The 20,077-nt window shown below is 71.7% G+C and carries 16 protein-coding genes; 12 read left to right on the top strand and 4 right to left on the bottom strand.

Going from position 1 to position 20,077, the window contains the following annotated elements; all coding sequences use genetic code 11:
• Nucleotide 1: 1 nt before the first annotated feature.
• From ACN28C_RS27520 to ACN28C_RS27480, 9 genes are all read left to right on the top strand, one after another.
• Entirely contained in the window at nt 2–940 is a 939-nt protein-coding gene (locus ACN28C_RS27520) for a carbohydrate ABC transporter permease (RefSeq protein ID WP_422770417.1), read from the top strand.
• The gene (locus ACN28C_RS27515; protein ID WP_422770416.1) at nt 937–1,842 is read left to right on the top strand and encodes a carbohydrate ABC transporter permease; all 906 of its coding nucleotides are present in this window, start codon (nt 937–939) and stop codon (nt 1,840–1,842) included. Before ACN28C_RS27520 ends, ACN28C_RS27515 begins: the two co-directional genes overlap by 4 nt.
• 90 nt (nt 1,843–1,932) lie before the next feature.
• The gene (locus ACN28C_RS27510) at nt 1,933–3,507 is read left to right on the top strand and encodes a glucoamylase family protein (RefSeq protein ID WP_422770415.1); all 1,575 of its coding nucleotides are present in this window, start codon (nt 1,933–1,935) and stop codon (nt 3,505–3,507) included.
• A 72-nt stretch (nt 3,508–3,579) separates the two neighbouring features.
• The gene (locus ACN28C_RS27505) at nt 3,580–5,523 is read left to right on the top strand and encodes a GH39 family glycosyl hydrolase (RefSeq protein ID WP_422770414.1); all 1,944 of its coding nucleotides are present in this window, start codon (nt 3,580–3,582) and stop codon (nt 5,521–5,523) included.
• Complete coding sequence (locus tag ACN28C_RS27500; protein ID WP_422770413.1) at nt 5,520–6,800, top strand: amphi-Trp domain-containing protein; 1,281 nt, start codon at nt 5,520–5,522, stop codon at nt 6,798–6,800. Before ACN28C_RS27505 ends, ACN28C_RS27500 begins: the two co-directional genes overlap by 4 nt.
• 265 nt (nt 6,801–7,065) lie before the next feature.
• The gene (locus ACN28C_RS27495) at nt 7,066–7,242 is read left to right on the top strand and encodes a hypothetical protein (RefSeq protein WP_422770412.1); all 177 of its coding nucleotides are present in this window, start codon (nt 7,066–7,068) and stop codon (nt 7,240–7,242) included.
• A 306-nt stretch (nt 7,243–7,548) separates the two neighbouring features.
• Nucleotides 7,549–8,322: a helix-turn-helix domain-containing protein gene (locus ACN28C_RS27490; protein WP_422770411.1), complete on the top strand. Its 774-nt coding sequence runs from the start codon at nt 7,549–7,551 to the stop codon at nt 8,320–8,322.
• Nucleotides 8,313–8,507: a DUF397 domain-containing protein gene (locus ACN28C_RS27485; RefSeq protein WP_422770410.1), complete on the top strand. Its 195-nt coding sequence runs from the start codon at nt 8,313–8,315 to the stop codon at nt 8,505–8,507. Before ACN28C_RS27490 ends, ACN28C_RS27485 begins: the two co-directional genes overlap by 10 nt.
• Nucleotides 8,508–8,742: 235 nt before the next feature.
• Entirely contained in the window at nt 8,743–13,041 is a 4,299-nt protein-coding gene (locus ACN28C_RS27480) for a GH92 family glycosyl hydrolase (protein ID WP_422770409.1), read from the top strand.
• Nucleotides 13,042–13,084: 43 nt separating this feature from the next.
• Here the strand turns inward: ACN28C_RS27480 and ACN28C_RS27475 are convergent, their stop codons facing one another.
• Complete coding sequence (locus ACN28C_RS27475; protein WP_422770408.1) at nt 13,085–13,918, bottom strand: class I SAM-dependent methyltransferase; 834 nt, start codon at nt 13,916–13,918, stop codon at nt 13,085–13,087.
• A gap of 157 nt (nt 13,919–14,075) precedes the next feature.
• Here ACN28C_RS27475 and ACN28C_RS27470 point away from each other — a divergent pair, with 157 nt between their 5' ends.
• Nucleotides 14,076–15,023, top strand: coding sequence for a LysR family transcriptional regulator (locus ACN28C_RS27470; RefSeq protein WP_422770407.1), 948 nt, complete (start codon nt 14,076–14,078; stop codon nt 15,021–15,023).
• 18 nt (nt 15,024–15,041) lie between these two features.
• Here the strand turns inward: ACN28C_RS27470 and ACN28C_RS27465 are convergent, their stop codons facing one another.
• From ACN28C_RS27465 to ACN28C_RS27455, 3 genes are all read right to left on the bottom strand, one after another.
• Nucleotides 15,042–15,839 (bottom strand): SAM-dependent methyltransferase, encoded by a 798-nt coding sequence (locus ACN28C_RS27465; protein ID WP_422774829.1) that lies wholly within the window; start codon nt 15,837–15,839, stop codon nt 15,042–15,044.
• Nucleotides 15,840–15,913: 74 nt separating this feature from the next.
• Entirely contained in the window at nt 15,914–16,711 is a 798-nt protein-coding gene (yaaA, locus tag ACN28C_RS27460; RefSeq protein WP_422770406.1) for a peroxide stress protein YaaA, read from the bottom strand.
• Nucleotides 16,712–16,833: 122 nt separating this feature from the next.
• On the bottom strand, nt 16,834–17,493 hold the full coding sequence (locus ACN28C_RS27455) for an FMN-dependent NADH-azoreductase (RefSeq protein WP_422770405.1): 660 nt from the start codon (nt 17,491–17,493) through the stop codon (nt 16,834–16,836).
• Between the two features lie 156 nt (nt 17,494–17,649).
• Between ACN28C_RS27455 and ACN28C_RS27450 the strand changes: the two genes are divergently transcribed.
• A complete protein-coding gene (locus ACN28C_RS27450; protein WP_422770404.1) occupies nt 17,650–18,222 on the top strand; it encodes a MarR family winged helix-turn-helix transcriptional regulator in 573 nt (190 codons plus the stop codon).
• A 127-nt stretch (nt 18,223–18,349) separates the two neighbouring features.
• On the top strand, nt 18,350–20,074 hold the full coding sequence (locus ACN28C_RS27445) for a DUF4331 domain-containing protein (RefSeq protein ID WP_422770403.1): 1,725 nt from the start codon (nt 18,350–18,352) through the stop codon (nt 20,072–20,074).
• Nucleotides 20,075–20,077 lie beyond the last annotated feature (3 nt).

Below are 20,077 nucleotides of genomic sequence, written 5' to 3'. Positions count from 1 at the left end.
GATGACTGCGGTCGCGCCCGACGCGGGCCCTCGGCGGCGGGGTGGTGCCGGACTGCGCCTGCGCCGGGCGGCGGTCGGCTGGGGCTTCGCTCTGCCCTTCACGGCCCTGCTCCTGGTTTTCCTGGCCGGTCCGGTGCTGGCCTCGCTGCTGATGAGCTTCACCGACCTGCGCAGCGCCGACCTGCGTACCCCGTTCGCCGTCAACGTCGTCGGTCTGGAGAACTACACCCGGCTCTTCGGCGACGAACTCTTCGTCCGGGCGACCGTGAACACCGCGATCTTCGTGCTGGTCGGCGTACCGCTGACCATGGTCGCCGGGCTGGCGGCGGCGCTGGGGCTCAACTCGGGACTGACCCGCTTCCGCACGGTGTTCCGGGTCGGCTACTACCTGCCGGTGGTCAGCAGCATCGTGGCGATCGCCGTGGTCTGGCGGTTTCTCCTCCAGCCGGACAGCGGCCTGCTCAACAGCCTGCTCGGGCTGGTCGGGGTGGCGGGGCCGAGCTGGTTGCAGCGCAGCGACCTCGCCCTGCCGTCGCTGATCGTGATGGCCGCCTGGCGCAACCTCGGCTACCAGATGGTGATCTTCCTGGCGGGATTGCAGGCGATCCCGCAGCACCTCTACGAGGCGGCCCGGATCGACGGGGCGAGCCCCTGGCAGCAGTTCCGCTACGTCACCCTGCCGTCGCTGCGGCCGACCCTGCTCTTCGTCGGGGTCATCGCAACCATCGGCTATCTCCAGTTCTTCGAGGAGCCGCTGGTGATGACCCGGGGCGGCCCGCTCAACTCGACGCTGTCCGTCTCCTACCACATCTACAACCAGTTCGGGTTCGGCAACTACGGCTACGCCTCGGCGATGAGCTATCTGCTCTTCGTGGTGATCGTGCTGCTGACGATCCTCTGGTTCCGGCTGCTGCGCTCGACCGAGGAGGTGTCCCGGTGACCACCCAGGTCACGTCCCCGCGCCGACCGCCCACCGCGTCGCCGGCATCCGGCGCCGGCTCCGACCGGCCGGTACGCCGCCGCCGCGACCGGGTGGCCGCCGTCGTCCTGCACCTGGTGCTGGTGGCGGGCCTGCTGGTGATGGTCGGCCCGTTCCTGTGGATGCTGGTGTCGTCGTTCAAGTCGGAGAGCGAGATCCGGCTCCTGCCGCCGACCTGGTGGCCGGAGCGGTTGACGCTGGAGAACTACCGTGAGTTGTTCGGCCGGCTCGACTTCCCGACATATTTCTTCAACTCCGCCCTGGTGGCCGTGCTGGTCACGATCGGCAACGTCGTGCTGTGCTCGGCCGTCGGCTACGCGCTGACCAAGCTCCGCTTCCCGGGCCGGCGTGCCCTGTTCGGCCTGGTGCTCGGCGCGGTGATGGTGCCCAGCATGGTGACCTTCGTCCCGCTCTTCGTGCTGATCGCCAATCTCGGCCTGAGCAACACCTACGCCGCGCTGGTGCTGCCGTTCCTGGCCTGGGCGCTGGGCGCGTTCCTGATGCGTCAGTTCATGCTTTCCATCCCGGACGAGCTGATCGAGTCGGCCCGGGTCGACGGCGCCGGCGAGCTGCGCATCTTCGTCCGGATCGTGCTGCCACTCTGCCGGCCGGCCCTGGCCGCGCTCGCGATCCTCGGCTTCCTCGCAAGCTGGAACAACTTCATCTGGCCGCTGGTGGTGGCCACCACCGAGGACAAATACACCCTGCCGGTCGCCCTGGCCCTCTACAGCGTCGGGCAGAACCAGACCAACTTCGGGCTGCTGCTCGCCGGCTCGGTCGTGGTGGTGCTGCCCGTGCTGATCGTCTTCGTCGTGTTGCAGCGGCACTTCGTGCGCGGCATCGCGACCACCGGACTGAAGTGACGATGCGACTGAAGTGACGACGCGACTGAAGTGACGACCTTCCGACGCCACGTCGGCCTCCCCCGACGCCGTACCCCCGGAGGTAACACCATGATCCGTCCCGTCCGGGTCGCCCTGGCGGCGGCCCTCGCCCTCACCATGGCCGCGCCGGCCGGCGTTGCATCCGCCGCGCCGGACGTGCCCTCGGCCGGCTCGCCGCCCGGTGCCGTCGACCGGGCCGCCGCCACCCGCTGGGCCGCCGACACCTGGCGCTCGATGGTCGCGATGACCGACCCCGGCACCGGGCTGCCCGCCGACAACATCGGCGGTGACCTCGCCGCCGGCAGTCGGGCGAAGTACACCTCGCCGACCAACGTCGGCTCGTACATCTGGTCGGCCGTCGTGGCCCGGGAGCTGAGGCTGATCGGGGAGCGGGAGCTGGTCGCGAGGGTCGGCGCCGCCCTCGACGCGCTGGCCCGGCTCGACCGGCACGCCGACTCCGGCATGTTCTACAACTGGTACGACCCGGCCACGCTGGAGCTGCTGCGCACCTGGCCGGAGGATGGCGAGCCGGTCTACCCGTTCGCCTCCAGTGTGGACAACGCGTGGTTGGCTGCCGCGCTGATGATCGTGCACAACGCGCTGCCACAGCTGCGCCGCAAGGCCGACCCGCTGCTGAACGGCATGGACTTCGGCTTCTACTACGACCCGCAGGCCCTCGGTGCCGACGTGCCGGTCGGGCTGATGCGCGGCGGATTCTGGGTCGAGCCGCCGCCAGGCTGCTCGCTGCCCGGCAACTACCGGGACCGTGGGCCGGACGTCCACTACACCTGCCACACCTACGGCGCCTTCAACAGCGAGACCCGCATGATCAGCTATGTGGCGATCGCCCGGGGCCAGGTGCCGCCGGCACACTACTTCGGCCCGTGGCGGACCTTCCCCGACACCTGCGACTGGTCGTGGCAGGAGATGAAGCCGGTCGGCGAATACCGCGAGTACGCCGGGGTCCGGGTCTTCGAGGGCGCCTACCGCTACCGGGGCCTCCAGTTCGTACCCTCGTGGGGCGGGGACATGTTCGAGGCGTTCATGCCGGACATGTTCGTCCCGGAGACCCGCTGGGGGCCGAAGAGCTGGGCCCGTAACCACCCGGTCTACGTGCGCGGCCAGATCGAGCACGGCCTGCGCGACGCCGGCTACGGCCACTGGGGCTTCTCACCCGCCTCCAACCCGGCCGGCGGATACCGCGAGTACGGGGTCGACGCGATGGGGCTGGACGGCCCCGGCTACACCAGCGACCAGGAGCGGACCAGCGTCGACTACGGCTTCGCCGGTTGCCCCGACCGCCCCGCCCAGCCGGAGCCCGAAGCGTACGGCGACGGCGTCGTCACCCCGCACGCCGTCTTCCTCGGCCTCCAGCACGCCCCGGCCGAGGCACAGGCCGAGCTGGCGAAGCTGCGCCGCGACTTCGACATCTACGGCCCGGGCGGCTTCTACGACTCGGTGGCGGTGGGCAGCGGCACCGTCGCCAAGCGCTATCTCGCGCTCGACCAGGGAATGGTGTTGGGCGCGCTGGGCAACCTGCTCGGCGACGACGTGCTGCGCCGGGCGTTCACCCGGGGCGGGGCGGAACGGCTGCTCCGCCCGATGATGCGAATGGAGGAGTTCTCCGTACCGCCCCGGCAGTAGGCCGGGCAACAGGCCGACGAGCAGGACAGCAGACGGCAACGGCAGGCACGCCACACGAAGGATCACGCAGGGATGAACGAAGAGACGACGAGCATCGGCGACGCGGAGAGCGTTGGCGACGCGGAACGGGCCCGCGCGGACTGGCAGGACCGGATCGGCCGGCGCCGGACCGGCACCGCCGACGACGGTCCCGGCACCGCGGGCGGCCTGCACGCTCCCGACGGGCTGCGGGCGACGCCGGGGCGGGGTCAGGTCACCCTCGACTGGTCACCGGTGCCGGGCGCCATCGGATACCAGGTGTACCGGTCCGCCGGTGACGAGCCGCCGAGGGTGCTGGACCATCACGGCGGTGATGTACTGGCGGTGCCGCATCCGCCGTACGCGGACACCACCGGCGAGCCGGGCCAGCCCTACGAGTACGCCGTTGCCGCGCTGCGCGACGTCGACCAGCCCGGACCGCTCTCCGCGGCGGTCCGGGCGGCCTCCTTCGACGGATCCGCTCCGTCGGCGACCGGCAACGGTCGAGCTGCCGCCGCCGGAGCTGACCCGCTGGTGCGGGTGGCGGTCGAGGCGGACGGCCCGACCCGGCCGCTGCATCGGCCGTGGCGCCCGATGATCGGCTCCGAGCACCTGAGCCACCTACTCAACACGGAGACGACCGGCGGCCGTCCGATCGGTGCGGAACTCGCCGAGGCGCTGCGCATCATGAGCACGGAGCTGGGCGTCAGCAGCGTACGGGCGCACGCGATCCTCTGCGACGACCTCGGCGTCTACCGCGAGGTCGACGGCGTGCCGGTGCACGACTTCGGCCGGGTGGACGAGGTCTACGACCGGGTGTTGGCGCTCGGCCTGCGCCCGGTCGTCGAGCTGTCGTTCATGCCCCGCGATCTCGCCAGCGACCCGACGAAGACCGTCTTCGCGTACGGGGCGATCATCTCCCCGCCCCGGGACTGGCAACGCTGGGCCGACCTGATCCGCGCCCTGGTCACCCACCTCATCGACCGGTACGGCCGGGACGAGGTGCGGCAATGGCCGTTCGAGGTCTGGAACGAGGCGAACCTGGAGGTCTTCTGGTCCGGCACCCGGGCCGAGTTCATGCGCCTCTACGAGGTGACCGTCCAGGCCGTCCGGCAGGTCGACCCGGGGTTGACGGTCGGCGGTCCGGCCTCGGCCGCCGCCGGCTGGGTAGGTGAGCTGCTGGAGCACGTCGATGTCTCCGGCGCACCGATCGATTTCGTCTCGACGCACACCTACGGCGCCCCGCCGCTGGACTTCCGCCCGGTCTGCGCCCGGCACGGCCGTCCCGACCTGGGCATTCTCTGGACCGAGTGGGGTGTCACGCCGACCCACTTCAACCCGGTCAGCGACGACGTCTTCGCCGCCGCCTTTCTGCTGCGTGGCATGCACTCGGCCGCCAACCGGGTGGACGCGCTCGCGTACTGGGTCGCCTCCGACCACTTCGAGGAACTGGGCCGGCCGTCCCGGCTCTTCCACGGCGGCTTCGGTCTGCTGACCGTCGGCAACCTGCGCAAGCCCCGGTTCTGGGCGCTCGCCCTGGCCGACCGGCTCGCCGAGCACGAGTTGCGGCAGACCCTGGCCGGGGACGGCGCGGAGAGCCTGGTCGAGGCGTGGGCCGCCCGCGACGACGACGGCGCGGTGACGGTGCTGGTCTGGAACGGCACCCTGGACCAGTCCAAGGCCGGCGGCGACCATCGGCTGGGCCGCAACGTCCGGGTCGAGGCCCGTGGGTTGGCCGCCGACTCCTATCGGGTACGCCACTGGCGGCTCGACGCGGAGCACTCCAACATCGTCCGGGCCTGGCAGGAGCTCGGCGGCGGCGACTGGCCGACGGAGGAGCAGTGGGAGGTGCTGCGTGGCCGGGACACGCTTGACGAGTACCGGCCGGAGCAGGTGGTGCCGGCGGTGGACGGCACCTGCACGGTGGAGTTCCCGCTCCCGATGCCGGCGGTCTCCTTCCTGCGCTTCGAACCGGTGGTCGCGTCGGCGGCCGGGTGAATCATGACGACTTGTTGTCGTTCCAGGTGCAACAAGTCGTCATGATTCACCCGGCGGCGCTCGGCGATGCGCGGACGGTATTGGACATCGGGACGGGGTTGAACCATCGGCGTTCCTGCGAGCACACGACCACCGCGTGCGGTGAACACCCAGCAGTGACTGGTCCCCTGTGGAGTGCGAGCATATCCGCCATGGAAATCTACGAGGACGAGCGGATGGTGGCACGAGAGGACCTGGCCGGCTGGCTGCGCCTGTTGGCCAGTCAATTGGAGACCGGCGGGAAGGTCTACTACGGCGCTGCCGGCGCCGTCACAGTCGGCGAACGGGTTCACTGCGAGCTGGAGATCGAGCGCGACGGTAGCGAGCTCTCCATCGAGATCGAATTCTCCTGGCGCGATCCGCACGCAGCGGCCGCCATCACCGACGAGGACGACGAGGACGACGAAGACGACGAGGAAGAAGATGGCGAGGAAGTAGGGGCCGAGGAGGACGACGAGGAAGGCGACGCGTCCGGGGACGGCGAGGAGGAGGAAGCGGAAGCAGAGGAGGAAGCGGAAGCAGAGGAGGAGGCGAACGCCGCAGAGGACTCCGAGGAGGGAGGCTCCGAGGAGGAGAACTCCGACCAGGAAAGTTCCGAGGCGGGCGACGAGGAGTCGGAGCCGGCGGAGACCGAGGAGCCGGCGGAGACCGAGGAGCCGGCGGAGGCTCCGAAGCCGCCGGAGGCGCCCAAGTCGGTGGAGGCGCCCAAGTCGGTGGAGGCGGCAGCGCCCGTCACCGCCACCGGGCCGTGGTCATCTCCCGCTGTCGCGCCGGCTGCGACGGCCGCGGCGCTGACCCCCGCGGTCGCCTCCAGCCTGGCGGAGGAGCCGACCGAGACCTCCCACCCCGTGCAGCCGTCCTGGACCCCCGCCGCGGCAGAGCCGGCGGAGGTGTCCAGTTCGGCCGATCCGGTGGAGGCGCCGACCTCTGCCGGGCCGACCGAGGTGTCCAGCCCGGCGGAGCCAACCGCCGCAGACACCGAGCCGACTGCGTCCGACGCTGTCGAGCCGACTACCACCGAGTCTGTCGAGCCGACTACCACCGAGTCTGTCGAGCCGGCTGCATCCGAGTCGGCGGAGCCGTCGGAGCCGCCTGCCGCGTCGGAGCCGCCCGCGGCAGCAGCGGAAGCACCTGACCCGGCGGAGCGGGATGAGGAGGCCAGCCGCCGCCAGCCGCTCTGGAGTCCCAGTCCGGTGGAGCCGCCCCGCGACGACAGGCCGACGACGGGAGCCTGGTAGCCGCCGGTCGGCAGCAACGGCCGCCGGGTGGGTCGGGCCGGCTCTCCCGATCCGACCCACCCGACGACCACATCCGGCCTCGACCACATCCGGCCTCGACCACATCCGACCTCGACCACATCCGACCTCGACCACATCCGACCTCGACTACATTCGGTCGGCTCGCTCGGCGTACCGGACACGGCGCGAGCGCCCACGTGCCGGCGCGTCAACCCGTTCCGTCTGCCGAGGGCCGGCGGCAGCGCTCCGCCACGGATTCGAGCGGGTGTTCCGCGACCGGGGGCGGGTCGGCGTGGCCACGGCGTTCAACATGTCGAGGGCCCCGGATCGCGGTGCCTGGGCGCGCATGGCGGCCCGGTACTTCGCATTCGTCAGCGGCGGCACCTGCGGGGCGTACGGCATCGGGACGAGTTCGACCGAGTCGGGGCAGCGCCACCGATAGCCACAGCGGCAGTATCGCCAGAGTCTGCGCCAGTCCCGGCGGTGATACGGCTTGATCCCTCGACCGAATGGCATGCTGTTCTCCCGTCGTCGAAATGGGCCGGGGGTGGCGCCAGGCTCCGCAACACAGGCAGCCACCCCCGTGGGCGCTCCGCTTGTGATGGGCGTTAGGGAAACCGGCGGTGCGCTTGAGTTCCACCTTGGACTTCAGGCGCCGGAAGGCGGAAGATAAGCAGCCAGCAACATAGCTGACGAGCCCGACATCGCGCTCCGGGAAAGGTGAGGAATGCCGAATCACAGCACAGGAATGGGAAGAATTCTCAAGTTCGCCCGTTCCCGGTCCGGGATAACCCAGGAACAGCTTGCCGAACGGTTACACGTCTCGACGTCGCTCATTGCCAAATTCGAGACCAACCGGCTGATCCCGCAGCCCGACACGGCGCTACATCTCGACACCGTCTTCGACTCCGGCGACCTGTTCCAGGAGTCGGCCGCCGAGGCGCGGGCCCACTCCGCCAGCCCGACCTTCATCAGGCCGTGGCTGGAGTACGAGCAGCGGGCCACCATGGTCCGGAGCTTCGAGTTGGCGGTGGTGCCCGGCCTGCTCCAGACCGAGGAATACGCGCGGGCCGTTCTCGGCGACGCCGGCACCCGGGTGCCGGATCTGGACGCCACGGTGGCGGCCCGGCTCGCCCGCGCCGAGGTGCTGCGCCGGGAGGACCAGCCGTGCCGGCTCTTCGCCGTGCTGGACGAGGCGGTGCTGCGCCGGCCCGTCGGCGGGCCGCAGGTGATGGCGGCACAACTGCACGCGATCGTCCGGGCCTGCGCCCTGCCGAACGTCAGCGTCGCCGTGGTGCCGGCCTCGGTGGGCGCCTATCCCGGGCTCAACGGGCCGCTGGCGCTGGCCACCGTGGACGGCCGCAGCGTGGCCTTCCTGGACGATCCGCTGGACGGTCGGGTGGTCGAGGACCCGGAGCGGGTGGCCGCGCTGGAGGAGGTCTGGGAGGCGATCCGCGAGTACGCTCTACCTGCACGCCCCTCCCTCGAACTCATCACGGAAGCAGCGGAGTCATGGAGCTGATCGACGGTCCGCGCTGGCGGACGTCCGCCCGCAGCAACGGGCAGGGCGGCAACTGTGTGGAGGTGGCCGACAACCTCCCCGGTCGGGTCCTGGTCCGGGACAGCAAGGACCGGCAGGGACCGGCGCTGGCCTTCGGCTCGGCCGCATGGCGGGCGTTCGTCGCCGGAGTCGGCCGGCGCGGGTAGTCGGTCGAGAGTCCCGAGCTCCGTCCCTGTCGGCGAGCCGATGCCGCGTGCCCCGTTCATGCACCCAGCTCGACAGGCTGCCCGGCAGACGCATTCCGGCTGGGGCCGCCGGGGCCGTTGATTCCGGTCAGCAGGGGCGGTTCCGGGCCTTGACAGACATCTCCGCCGGAGCTTGAGTGGATCTCAAGTCGGGTGTGTCCGTCCCAACCCGACCAAACCCCCACGGGAGACCCTCATGCTGCTGTCCCGCCGCACCATGCCCGTGGCGCTCGTCGTCGCGGTCGGCCTGGTGCTGCCCGCAGGCCCCCTGCCGGCGCTCGCCGCACCACCCGGCGGCACCGAGTTCCACTCCTCGTTCGAGCCGGCCGACCCGCAGCCGACCTGGACGAACAGCGCCGAGGTCGACGCCGCCGGACGCAAGCGGATGTCGGGAGTGACCGGCAGCCCGGTGACCGGCATCCCCGGCAACCTCACCGACCGGGTGACCGAGGTGACCGGCAGCGGCGAGAACCCACCGAACGAGACCGCCGCCCGAGTCGTCGACCAGAACGTCAGCACCAAGTGGCTGGTCTTCGCCTCCGCCGGCTGGGTCCGGGTCCGCTTCGACGAGCCGGTCGCGATCGTGCACTACGCGCTCACCTCGGCCAACGACGCCCCCGAGCGGGACCCGCGCGACTGGACGCTACAGGGCTCCGCCGACGGCGAGAGCTGGACCGACCTGGACAGCCGGACCGGCCAGGAGTTCGCGGAGCGGTTCCAGACCCGGGAGTACCGCCTCGACAACACCACCGCCTACCGCTACTACCGGCTGGATGTCACCGCCGTGGCCGGGGGCGGCATCACCCAGCTCGCCGAGTGGCAGCTCTCCGACGGCGACACCACCCCGCCGCCGGTCACCGACATGCGCGGCTTCGTCAGCGGCGGTCCGGTCAACGGGCCGACCATGAAGCCGAACGTCGGCTGGACCGGGCGCCACGCCTTCCAGTACTCCGGCGGGCAGACCGTGGACGGGCGCGGGTACGCGTACAACCGGGTCTTCGACGTCGATCTGGCGATCACGCCGGAGACCGAGCTGTCGTACGTGATCTTCCCGGAGCTGACCGCCCAGGACCTGGACTATCCGAGCACCTACGCCGCCGTCGACCTCGCCTTCGACGACGGTAGCTACCTCAGCGAGCTGGGCGCCGTCGACCAGTACGGCTTCGGGCTGAACCCGCAGGCGCAGGGGGCGGCGAAGTCGCTCTACGCCGACCAGTGGAACCTGAAGCGCTCCCGGATCGGGGACGTCGCCGCCGGCAGGCGGGCGGTCCGGGTGCTGGTCGGCTACGACAGCACCACCGGCCCCGGCGTCTTCAACGGCTGGATCGACGACATCCGGGTCACCGCCCACCCGGACGGGCCGGAGCACGACCGGCCCTCCGACCATGTCCGGACCACCCGGGGGACGAACTCCACCGGCGGCTTTTCCCGGGGCAACAACATCCCGGCCACCGCCGTGCCGCACGGGTTCAACTTCTGGACCCCGATGACCAACGCCGGCTCGCTGCGGTGGCTCTACGACTACCAGCAGGGCAACAACGCGGACAACCGGTCGACGATACAGGCGTTCACGGTCAGCCACGAGCCGAGCCCGTGGATGGGGGACCGGCAGACCTTCCAGGTGATGCCGTCGGTCGCCGACGGCGTGCCGAACGCCAACCGGGCGGCGCGGGCGCTGCCGTTCGGGCACGAGAACGAGACCGCACGGGCGCACCACTACGGGGTGACCTTCGACAACGGGCTGGTCACCGAGATCGCCCCGACCGACCACGCGGCCATCTTCCGGTTCACCTTCCCCGGCGACCGGGGCAACCTGATCTTCGACAACGTCGACAACAACGGCGGGCTGACCCTCGCCCCCGACGCCGGTGAGATCACCGGCTACACCGACGTGCGCAGCGGCCTCTCCAACGGTGCCACCCGGATGTTCGTCTACGGCGTGGTCGACCGCCCGGTCGCGGCGAGCGGCCGGCTGACCGGCGGGGGCGGGGCGAACGTGACCGGCTACCTCGGCTTCGACACCAGCGGCTCGAAGCAGCTGCAACTCCGGATCGCCACCTCGCTGATCTCCGTCGAGCAGGCCCGCCGCAACCTCGGGCACGAGATCCCGCAGGGCGACACCTTCGACGCCGTACGCGAGCGGGCGCAGCGGCTCTGGGACGAGAAGCTGCGGGTGGTCGAGGTGGAGGGGGCCACCGAGGAGCAGCTCGTCACCCTCTATTCCAACCTCTACCGGCTCTTCCTCTATCCGAACTCGGCGCACGAGAACGTCGGCACCCCGGCCGAGCCACGCTGGCGGCACGCCGTGCAGTCCTCGGCCACCTCGTCGATCCCGATCGGCTCCACGCCGACCGAGACCGGCGCCGAGGTGGTGGACGGCAAGGTGTACGTCAACAACGGCTTCTGGGACACCTACCGGACCACCTGGTCGGCGTACACCCTCTTCAGTCCGGAAATGGCGGGTGAGCTGGTCGACGGGTTCGTGCAGCAGTACCGCGACGGCGGCTGGGTCTCCCGGTGGTCGGCGCCCGGCTACGCCAACCTGATGACCGGGACCAGCTCGGACGTCGCCTTCGCCGACGCGTACGTCAAGGGGATCCGCGGCTTCGACGCGCGGGCCGCATACCGGGCGGCGGTCCGCAACGCCACGGTGGCGCCGCCCGGCGCGAACCCGAACAACACCAGCGTGGGGCGGAAGGGCCTACAGACCTCGATCTTCGCCGGCTACACCTCGTCGGCGGTCTCCGAGGGCGTCTCCTGGGCGCTGGAGGGCTACATCAACGACTTCGGCATCGCCAACATGGCGGCGGCGCTCGCCGAGGACCCGACGACCCCCGAGGCGGAGCGGGCCGGCTACCGCTCCGACGCGGAATACTTCCGCAACCGCGCCCAGAACTACATCCACATGTTCGATCCGAACGTGGAGTTCTTCCAGGGCCGCGACGCGGCGGGGGAGTGGAAGTCCGACCCGGACGGGTACGACCCCCGGGTCTGGGGCCACGACCACGACTACACCGAGACGAACGGCTGGAACTTCGCCTTCCACGTGCCGCACGACGGGCAGGGCCTGGCCAACCTCTACGGTGGCCGGGCCGGGCTGGCGGAGAAGCTGGACGAGTTCTTCGCCACCCCGGAGACGGCGAAGTTCCCCGGCTCCTACGGCGGCACGATCCACGAGATGGTGGAGGCCCGGGACGTCCGGATGGGCATGTGGGGCTTCAGCAACCAGGTCTCGCACCACATCCCGTGGATGTACACCTACGCCGGGCAGCCGGCGAAGACCCAGGCGCTGGTCCGGGAGGTGCTGTCCCGGATGTACCTCGGCAGCGAGATCGGCCAGGGCTACGCCGGGGACGAGGACAACGGCGAGACCTCCGCCTGGTATCTCTTCGCGGCACTCGGCATCTATCCGCTCCAGGTGGGCAGCACCGACTACGTGATCGGGTCGCCGCTGTTCCGCAAGGCGACGGTGCACCTGCCCGGTGGCCGGAAACTGGTGGTGAACGCCCCGGACAACAGCGCCGACAACGTCTACGTGCAGGGGCTCTCGGTCGACGGCGTGCCGTACCAGCGCACCTCGATCTCGCACGCGGAGCTGGCCGACGGCGCGGTGCTCGACTTCCGGATGGGTCCGGCGCCCTCGACCTGGGGCACCGGGGAGGCGGCCCTGCCGACCTCGCTGACCCCGCCCGGTGCCCCGCCCCGGCCGCTGGCCGACATCACCGTCCAGGGTGGAGCGGCGGCGCTGACCGACGACACCTCGGCGACCGAGGCGCCGCTGACCGCCCCGGTCACCTGGACCGTCTCCGGCGCGCCGGAACTGGTCACCCACTACACCCTCACCTCGCAGGCGGCGGCGGGCGACCCGACCGGCTGGACGCTCTCCGGCTCCTACGACGGCAGGCGCTGGACGGTGCTCGACAGCCGGTCGGACGAGACCTTCGCCTGGCGGTCGCAGACCCGGGCCTTCCCCGTGCAGCACCCCGGCCGGTACGGCCACTACCGGCTCACACCGACCGGCTCGACAGGCGGGCCGGCGGCGCTGGCCGAGGTGGAGTTGCTGGCGAAACCGGCGGCGGAGTGCACGTCGACGGTGACCGGCCGGCGCACCGGCCCGCTCACCGTCACCACCGGAGTGGTCTGCCTGAGCGGGGCGACCGTCACCGGCCCGGTGGTGGTGCGTGCCGGTGCCACGCTCCGGGTCGACGGCGGCAGGATCACCGGCCCGGTCTCGGCGGTCGGCGCGGCGGAGGTGGTGCTGCGGGACGTCCAGGTCGGCGGTCCGGTCTCGGTGGTCGGCACCTCCGGCAACGTCGGCATCGAGCGGGTCGACGTCGACGGCCCGGTGCTGCTGATCGGCAACGCCGGGGCGCTGGTCGCGGCGAGCGGCATCGACGGGCCGCTCTCCTGCCTGCTCAACGACCCGGCGCCGGTCGGCAACGGGCTGCCCAACACGGTGCGGGGCCCGGCGACCGGGCAGTGCGCGCGGCTCTGACCGGGGACGGCTGACCATACGACGGGCAGGGCAGATAGCCGGGCTACGGTCGAGCGGCGGTGACCAGCCAGTGGGCGCCGGGAATGCGTACCCCGTCGGGCTCCTCGTACGGGCGCAGCGCCTCGACCAGGAGCTGCCGGGCGACCTCGGCGGTCGGCCCGTCCGCGCGTTGCAGGACGGCCAGCACCGGCCCCGAGCCGAGGAACCCGTCGGCCGCCGCGCCCGCGTCCGGGCCGAACGCCATCGGGGCGTCGACCGGCCGGGTACGGATGTCGGTGAAGCCGGCCCGCTTCAGCACCTCGGTCAGCCAAGCCGGGTCGGCGAGCGAGAACATCGCCGACCCGGGAAGCTCGGTCACGGTCCGGCCCGGGTGCAGCGCTGACATCGGCACCACGTACCAGGTGTTCTCGGCCATGTCGCGCGGGCAGACGAAGGCGAGCCGGCCGCCGGGGCGGAGCGCGTACCGGATGTTGGCGAAGGCGGCCACCGGGTCGGCGAAGAACATGACGCCGAACTGGCTGATCGCGACGTCGAACCCGTTGCCGGGCAGGGAGTGGACCTGCACGTCGCCCTGTTCGAACTCGACGTTGTCGATGCCGGCCGCGGTCGCCGTGTTCCAGGCGTGGTCGAGCAGCAGCGCGGAGAGGTCGACGCCGAGGACCCGCCCCGGGGCGGCCAGCCGGGCCGCCAGCCGGGTGGTCCCACCGGTGCCGCAGCCGACGTCGAGGACCCGGTCCTCCGGCCGGATTCCGGCGGCGGTCAGCAGGATTTCGGTGAGCGCACCGTTCACCGGGTCGTCGCGTTCGCTGAGCCCGGCCCAGTTGACCGCCTCCGGCCCGTTCCACGCCTCGGCCTGGTCGGTGTTGACAATGTACATCCTCGGTCCCCTTCCGGACGGGCCGGGCCGGCAGCCGCAGGCACCCGGGCCCGAGCCCGGCCACCCTGCGGTTCCGACCACCTCCACGGGTCAAGCGTCGGCCCCACGACCCATACGGACAACTGCGGGTTGCTTGGGCCAGCCATAAGCTGTACGCATGCTTGATCCCTGGTCGTTACAGGTGCTCCTCGCGGTCGGCGACCGCGGCTCGTTCTCGGCGGCGGCCTCGGCGCTCTCGCTGACCCAGCCCGCCGTCTCGCGGCAGATCGCCGGCCTGGAGCGGCGGCTCGGCGTGCGGCTCTTCACCCGGGCCGCCCGGGGGGTCCGGCCGACCCCGGCCGGTGCGGTCGCGATCGAACTCGCCCGGGACAGTCTGACCCGGCTGCGTGCCCTGGAGGCCCGGCTCGCCTCCTTCGCCGAGCTGGAGTCCGGGGAGCTGCGGTTGGCGGCCTTTCCGAGCGCCAACACCCACTTCGTGCCCGAGGCCGTCCGCCGGTTCGGACAGCTCCATCCCGGCGTGACGCTCAGCCTCCGGCAACTGGACCAGATGGGCCTGCTGCCGGCGGTGCAGGAGGGCGGGATCGACCTTGCCCTGGTGACCGAATGGCACCTCTACGCGGAGCCCCAGACGGCCCGGAACGCCCCGGCAGGTGCGGAACCGGCCCGACTCGCCCTCGACGGCGTCGACCTGGTTCCCCTGCTCGACGAGGAGCTGATGGTCGTGTTGCCGGCCCAGCACCGGCTGGCGCGGCGCCGCCGGATACGGCTGGCCGAGCTGAGCGACGAGACCTGGATCGACGGGGCCCATCCCGACTGCCTCGGGCCGGTGACCCCGCTCGCCGAGGCGCTCGGCGCCGCGCCCCGGATCGGCTTCTGGTGCGACGACTGGACCGGCAAGCAGGCACTCGTGGCGGCCGGTGTCGGCGTGATGCTCATGCCGACGCTCGCCGCCGTGGCGGTGCGGCGCGACGTGGTGCTCCGGCCGACCACCCCGGTGCTGCCGGCCCGCCGGCTGTATGCGGCGACGGCCCCGCCGGCCTTCCGCGCCCCGGCGGTGACCGCGATGCTCGAGGTGCTGGCCGAACTCGCGCTCAGCCGTGCCTGACCGCTTCCGGCTGCCGGTCTATCGCTTCCGGCCGACTCCGGCGGCGACCTTGAGCATGGTCGGCGGTGCGTTCTCGTCCGGCCACCACTGCTGCACGTCGACCACCCCGGGCGGCAGCAGCTCGAAGCCGTCGAAGAAGCGCTCGATCTCTTCCCGCCGCCGGAACGTCATCGGAGCCGGCGAGTTCACCGAAATCTCCTCCAGCTTGGCCCTGGCCGCCGGGTCGCTGCCGTCCGCACAGAACTGGGAGATGCAGATGTAGCTCCCCGGCGCCATCCGCTCGCGGAACCGCGCGACGATCGCCGCCGGGTCCTCGGCGTCGGTCACCAGGTGGAACAGGCCGATGAAGAGCAGCAGCACCGGCTGGTCGAAGTCGATGAGCTGCTGGACCTCCGGCGCCGCCAGGAGTTCGTCCGGCCGCCGGACGTCCGCCTGGATCGAGACGACGTTGTCGTCCGGGGAGAGCAGTGCCTGATTGTGCACGAAGACGATCGGGTCGTTGTCCACATAGACCACCCGCGCGTCCGGGACGATCTCCCGCGCCGACTGGTGCACGTTGGGCGCCGTGGGGATGCCGGCGCCGATGTCGAGGAACTGCCTGATCCCCTCCTCGGCGCACATCTGGGTGACCCGGAGCAGGAACCTCCGCTGGGCCTTTCCGAGGGCCGGCAGGTCGGGGGCGAGCGCGATGACCTGCCTGGCCGCCTCCCGGTCCACCGCGAAGTTGTCCTTGCCGCCGAGCACGTAGTCGTACGCGCGGGCATGGCTCATCCGCGTGCTGTCTATACCGGACGGTGCGGATTCCTGGTGCGGCACGGTCACTCCCGGAGCGGGTTCGCAGGCTGCTGACGGCGAGCCGAATCCTAGCCGTTCGCCCCGACGCTGGTGGCTCAGAGTTCGGCGACCACCAGGTCGAGCTGCCGGGGGCGGCCCGCGACCACCGGCTGCTCCTCGACCGTGTACCCGAGATCGCGCAGCGCCTCGACCAGCCGACCGGCCGACCGGGGTGTCGCACCGGCCAGCAGCAGGTCGCGGACCAGTCGACCCTTGCTGGCCTTGTTGAAGTGGCTCACCACCGAGCGCCGGAGCACGCCGGCCACCACCTGCTCGTGCAGCACCCGTACCGTCACCGTGCGCTCGGCCAGCCGCCCGGACGGGCGCCACATCGCCGCGTACCCGCTGGACCGGAGGTCGAGGACGGGGCCGCCACCGGCCGCCTCGGTGAGCACCGGGTCGAGCAGCCCTCGCCAGTACGCCGCCAGCCCGCCGACCCCGGGCAGATTCGTCCCGATCGCGCAGCGGTACGCCGGGATCCGGTCGTCGAGCCGCACCGCGCCCCAGAGGCCGGAGCAGACCAGGACGGAGCGCCGGGCCCGGGTCCGCGCCGGGACGGGCAGGGTGCCGAGGCCCAGCGCGTCGTAGAGCACCCCGGTGTAGACCCGGCCGGCCGGCTGGGCCGGTGCGGCGGGTAGCCGGGCGTTGCGGTCAAGTTCCCCGTCCTGACCCGGACTGAGCCCGAGCACCTGCCGGGCCCGGTCCCGGTCCGGCCCGGCGCAGAGCGCGACGAGCGAGTCCAGCACGCGTCCCCGACCGGGGTGCAGCGCCGGATGGCTCAGCGCGGTCAGGTCGACCGGTCGGCCGGTCCGGGGGGCGCTCTTTCCCTCCGACGGGGGCAGCAGGATCAGCACGGGCAGCAAGCCTACGCAGCGGCAGGGCGGGCGCGTGCGGGGCGGGCCCGGTGGCCGCCCCGCACGCGTGACGCCGGCCGTCCGGCGGGTCCGCCCCGCACCCGTCGCCGAATCGCGGCTGGTCAGGCCGCCAGGCCGAGGGCGTGCTGGGCCAGCAGCTCGCCGTGCTTGCCGGCCGAGGCGTGCCCGGCGTCGAGATTGCGGCGGGCCTGCTCCCGCAGCGGTTCCATCGCCGGGGTGACCTCGGCCAGGGTCAGCTCGACCTCGCTCACGTGCAGGTCCAGGCCGAGCTGGTCGCCGAAGATCCGCCGGTAGTACGGCGTCGCGTGGTCCCAGCCCTCCTTGGGCGTACCCGGGCCGTAGCCGCCGCCCCGGGTGACGATCAGCGCCGCCGGCCGGCCGCGTACCGGCGACTCCTGGCCGGGTGCCAGCCGGGGATCGGTGAGCAGCACGTCGATCCAGGACTTGACGTGCTGGGAGACGCCCCAGTTGTAGAGCGGCACGGCGAGCAGGTAGGCGTCGGCGGCGACGAGCTCGTCGACGTAGGTCGCGGCGAGGGCGACGGCCTTCGCCTGCTCCTCGGTGCGCTGCTCGGGCGGGACGAACCCGGCGGTGACCGCCGAGATCCAGGTGCCGGTCGGCACCGGCGACGCGACCAGGTCGCGCCGGGTGATCAGCCCGGACGGATGGGTACGGGTCCACGCCGTCTCGGCCGTGTCGGCGACGGCCCGGCTGATGGACTGCTCGCCGCGGATGCTGGCGTCGAGTCGGAACAGGCTCACTGCGACCTCCGGTAGAAGTTCTGTATGTCAGACCAAATTAGCCACAGATGGCCTGCAAAGCAGCATGACTGTGATTTACATTATCTTCGATTCTACTCATCTGTACTACAGAAGATCTTGTGCAGGGATAATCTTTCGGGCGGGTATGCTGGTCACGTGCCCGACGCCGCAGCTCCCGCGCCATCTGCCGGCCCCTCCTCGGACGGTGGCGGACAGATCGCGGCCGAGTTGCTCAAGAACGACTTCGCCTGGTCGCTCGGAGTGATCATGCGTCGCTACCTCCGGGCGGCGGACGAGATCGTCGGCGATGTCCCCGGTGGCCCCCGGGGCTACCAGGTCATCGCCTCGGCGAGTCAGCACCTGGCAAACAACCAGGGCGCGATGGCCGCGCAGTTGGGCATCGACCGGACGGTTCTCACCTATCTGATCGACGACCTGGAAGCCGCTGGCCTGGTCGAACGCCAGCCCGACCCGGCCGACCGGCGCAGCCGCCGGGTGGTCGCCACCGAGGCCGGCCAGGCGCTCTGGCAGGACCGGCACGCCGCCCTCGCCAAGGCCGAGACCGAGATCCTCGCCGTACTCGGGCAGGACCGGTCGGCCTTCAAGGAGCTGCTGCAGCGGGTGGCGCTACACGCCGACCAGCTCGACCCGATGCAGAACGCCTGCCAGGTCGTCGAGGAGTTGCAGGAGCACGAACAGGGTCCCCGGCGCCGCCGTCGCCGGAGCTGACCATTCGGAGCCACCCGCCAGGACGGATGGGTGGCTGACGGCAATCTCACAACGACCCGTCGACAACACCCTTCCCTCCGAACGCCGGGCAGACGACACCACCGTCGCCCCACGTTCGGGAGGAAAGATGACCACCACATCCGGGCCGGCCACGCGGCCGGGGCCCATCCGGCGGGTGACCGGCGCACTCGCCGCCGCCACCTGCGTCGTGCTCGCCGGTGCCGTGGCCGGACTCGGGCCCAGCACCGCGGGGGCGTCCAGCCACCGCGAGGCCCCGCTGGTCGCCACGGACCCGGCGATCGACAACACCGACCTCTACGCCTTCGTCAGTCCGGAGCGTCCGGGCTACCTGACGTTCATCGCCAACTGGACACCGTTCGAGGAGCCGGACGGGGGGCCGAACTTCTATCCCTTCGCCACGGACGCGGCGTACAACATCAAGGTCGACAACGACGGCGACGCCAGGCCGGACGCGACGTTCCGGTGGACGTTCCAGAACGTCGACCGGCGCGGCAACTCGACGTTCCTCTACAACAACGGCCCGGTGACCAGCCTGGACGACGAGAATTTGCTGTTCCGGCAGACCTACCGGCTGGAGTCCTCCTTCGACGGAGGGCCGTTCACCACCCGGGTCAGCGGCGGGCTGGTCGCACCGTCCCGGGTCGGCAACGCCGCCATGCCCGACTACGCCAAGCTGCGCCGGGACGCCACGGTCACGCTGCCCGGCGGCTGGAAGGTCTTCGCCGGCCAGGCCGACGACCCGTTCTTCCTGGACCTGCGGGTCTTCGACCTGCTCTACGGCGGCGACCTCAGCGAGACCGGTCGGGACACCCTGGCCGGCTACAACGTCAACAGCATCGCCCTCCAGGTGCCGTTCTCGGACGTGGCGCTCGGCGGCGACCCGGAGCGCAACCCGGTGATCGGCGTCTGGGCAACCACGGACCGGCCCCGGGTGCGGATCTCCGGCCGGATCGGCGGGGTGCCGCGCGGCGGTGACCGGGTGCAGGTCTCCCGGCTGGGCAACCCGCTGGTCAACGAGGTGGTGGTGCCGGCCGGTCTCAAGGACGCCTTCAACTCCCTGCCCCCGGAGAAGGACGCCACCATCCCGGAGGTGGTGGCCCGGGTCACCAACCCCGAGCTGCCGCGCCTGGTCGAGAGCATCTACGGCGTACCGGCTCCGGCGACGCCCCGGCAGGACCTCGTGGAGATCTTCCTGACCGGGATCACCACCAAGACGCCGGACGGCCCGATCAAGCTCGACCTCAACTCCCAGCTCAACAACCAGGACGTACGGCCGAGCCGGTTCCGCCCGGCCGAAATGCTCCGGCTGAACCTGTCGACACCGGTGGCCGAGGCACCGAACCGGCTCGGCGTGCTCGGCGGCGACCTGCAGGGCTTCCCGAACGGGCGGCGGCTCACCGACGACGCCGTCGACATCGCGCTCCAGGCGGTGCAGGGCGCGGCCCAGACGGGCAAGCTCGTCGACGCGCTCGCCGCCGGGGACCGGGTGGACGCGAACGACAACGGCTTCGGCGACTCCTTCCCATACCTGGCCCTGCCGAACGTCGGTGCGGTCAACTCCCGAGCCGGCGGCGGAGCCGGCCCGGGGAAGGCCGCCGACACGCCGGCGACCGCCTCGGCGCGGCCCGCCGACCCCTCGGCCACCCCCGGCAGCCTCGCCGGGCTCGCCAGCCGGGACGGCGCCGACACCCCCGCGACGGCGGTGGCCACCACCGTCGCCTGGGGCCTGGCCGGGGTCGCCGCCGCGCTCGGCACCCTGCTGGTGGTCGGCTGGCTGCGCTGGCGCCGACGTCCCGCCCCCGTCGACTCCGACCCGACCCGACCGCTGTAGCGC

Origin of the sequence: Plantactinospora sp. WMMC1484 (assembly GCF_049315195.1) — a bacterium.
Taxonomy (GTDB): domain Bacteria; phylum Actinomycetota; class Actinomycetes; order Mycobacteriales; family Micromonosporaceae; genus Plantactinospora.
Note: the sequence above shows the minus strand (reverse complement) of the source record. Positions and strands in the feature narration are given on the sequence as shown.

Excerpts from the sequence above, each read along its gene's own strand:
- ACN28C_RS27520 (WP_422770417.1), top strand. The coding sequence starts at position 2 with ATGACTGCGGTCGCGCCCGACGCGGGCCCTCGGCGGCGGGGTGGTGCC.
- ACN28C_RS27510 (WP_422770415.1), top strand. The coding sequence starts at position 1,933 with ATGATCCGTCCCGTCCGGGTCGCCCTGGCGGCGGCCCTCGCCCTCACC.
- ACN28C_RS27505 (WP_422770414.1), top strand. The coding sequence starts at position 3,580 with ATGAACGAAGAGACGACGAGCATCGGCGACGCGGAGAGCGTTGGCGAC.
- ACN28C_RS27490 (WP_422770411.1), top strand. The coding sequence starts at position 7,549 with ATGGGAAGAATTCTCAAGTTCGCCCGTTCCCGGTCCGGGATAACCCAG.
- ACN28C_RS27485 (WP_422770410.1), top strand. The coding sequence starts at position 8,313 with ATGGAGCTGATCGACGGTCCGCGCTGGCGGACGTCCGCCCGCAGCAAC.
- ACN28C_RS27480 (WP_422770409.1), top strand. The coding sequence starts at position 8,743 with ATGCTGCTGTCCCGCCGCACCATGCCCGTGGCGCTCGTCGTCGCGGTC.
- ACN28C_RS27475 (WP_422770408.1), bottom strand. The coding sequence starts at position 13,918 with ATGTACATTGTCAACACCGACCAGGCCGAGGCGTGGAACGGGCCGGAG.
- ACN28C_RS27470 (WP_422770407.1), top strand. The coding sequence starts at position 14,076 with ATGCTTGATCCCTGGTCGTTACAGGTGCTCCTCGCGGTCGGCGACCGC.
- ACN28C_RS27445 (WP_422770403.1), top strand. The coding sequence starts at position 18,350 with ATGACCACCACATCCGGGCCGGCCACGCGGCCGGGGCCCATCCGGCGG.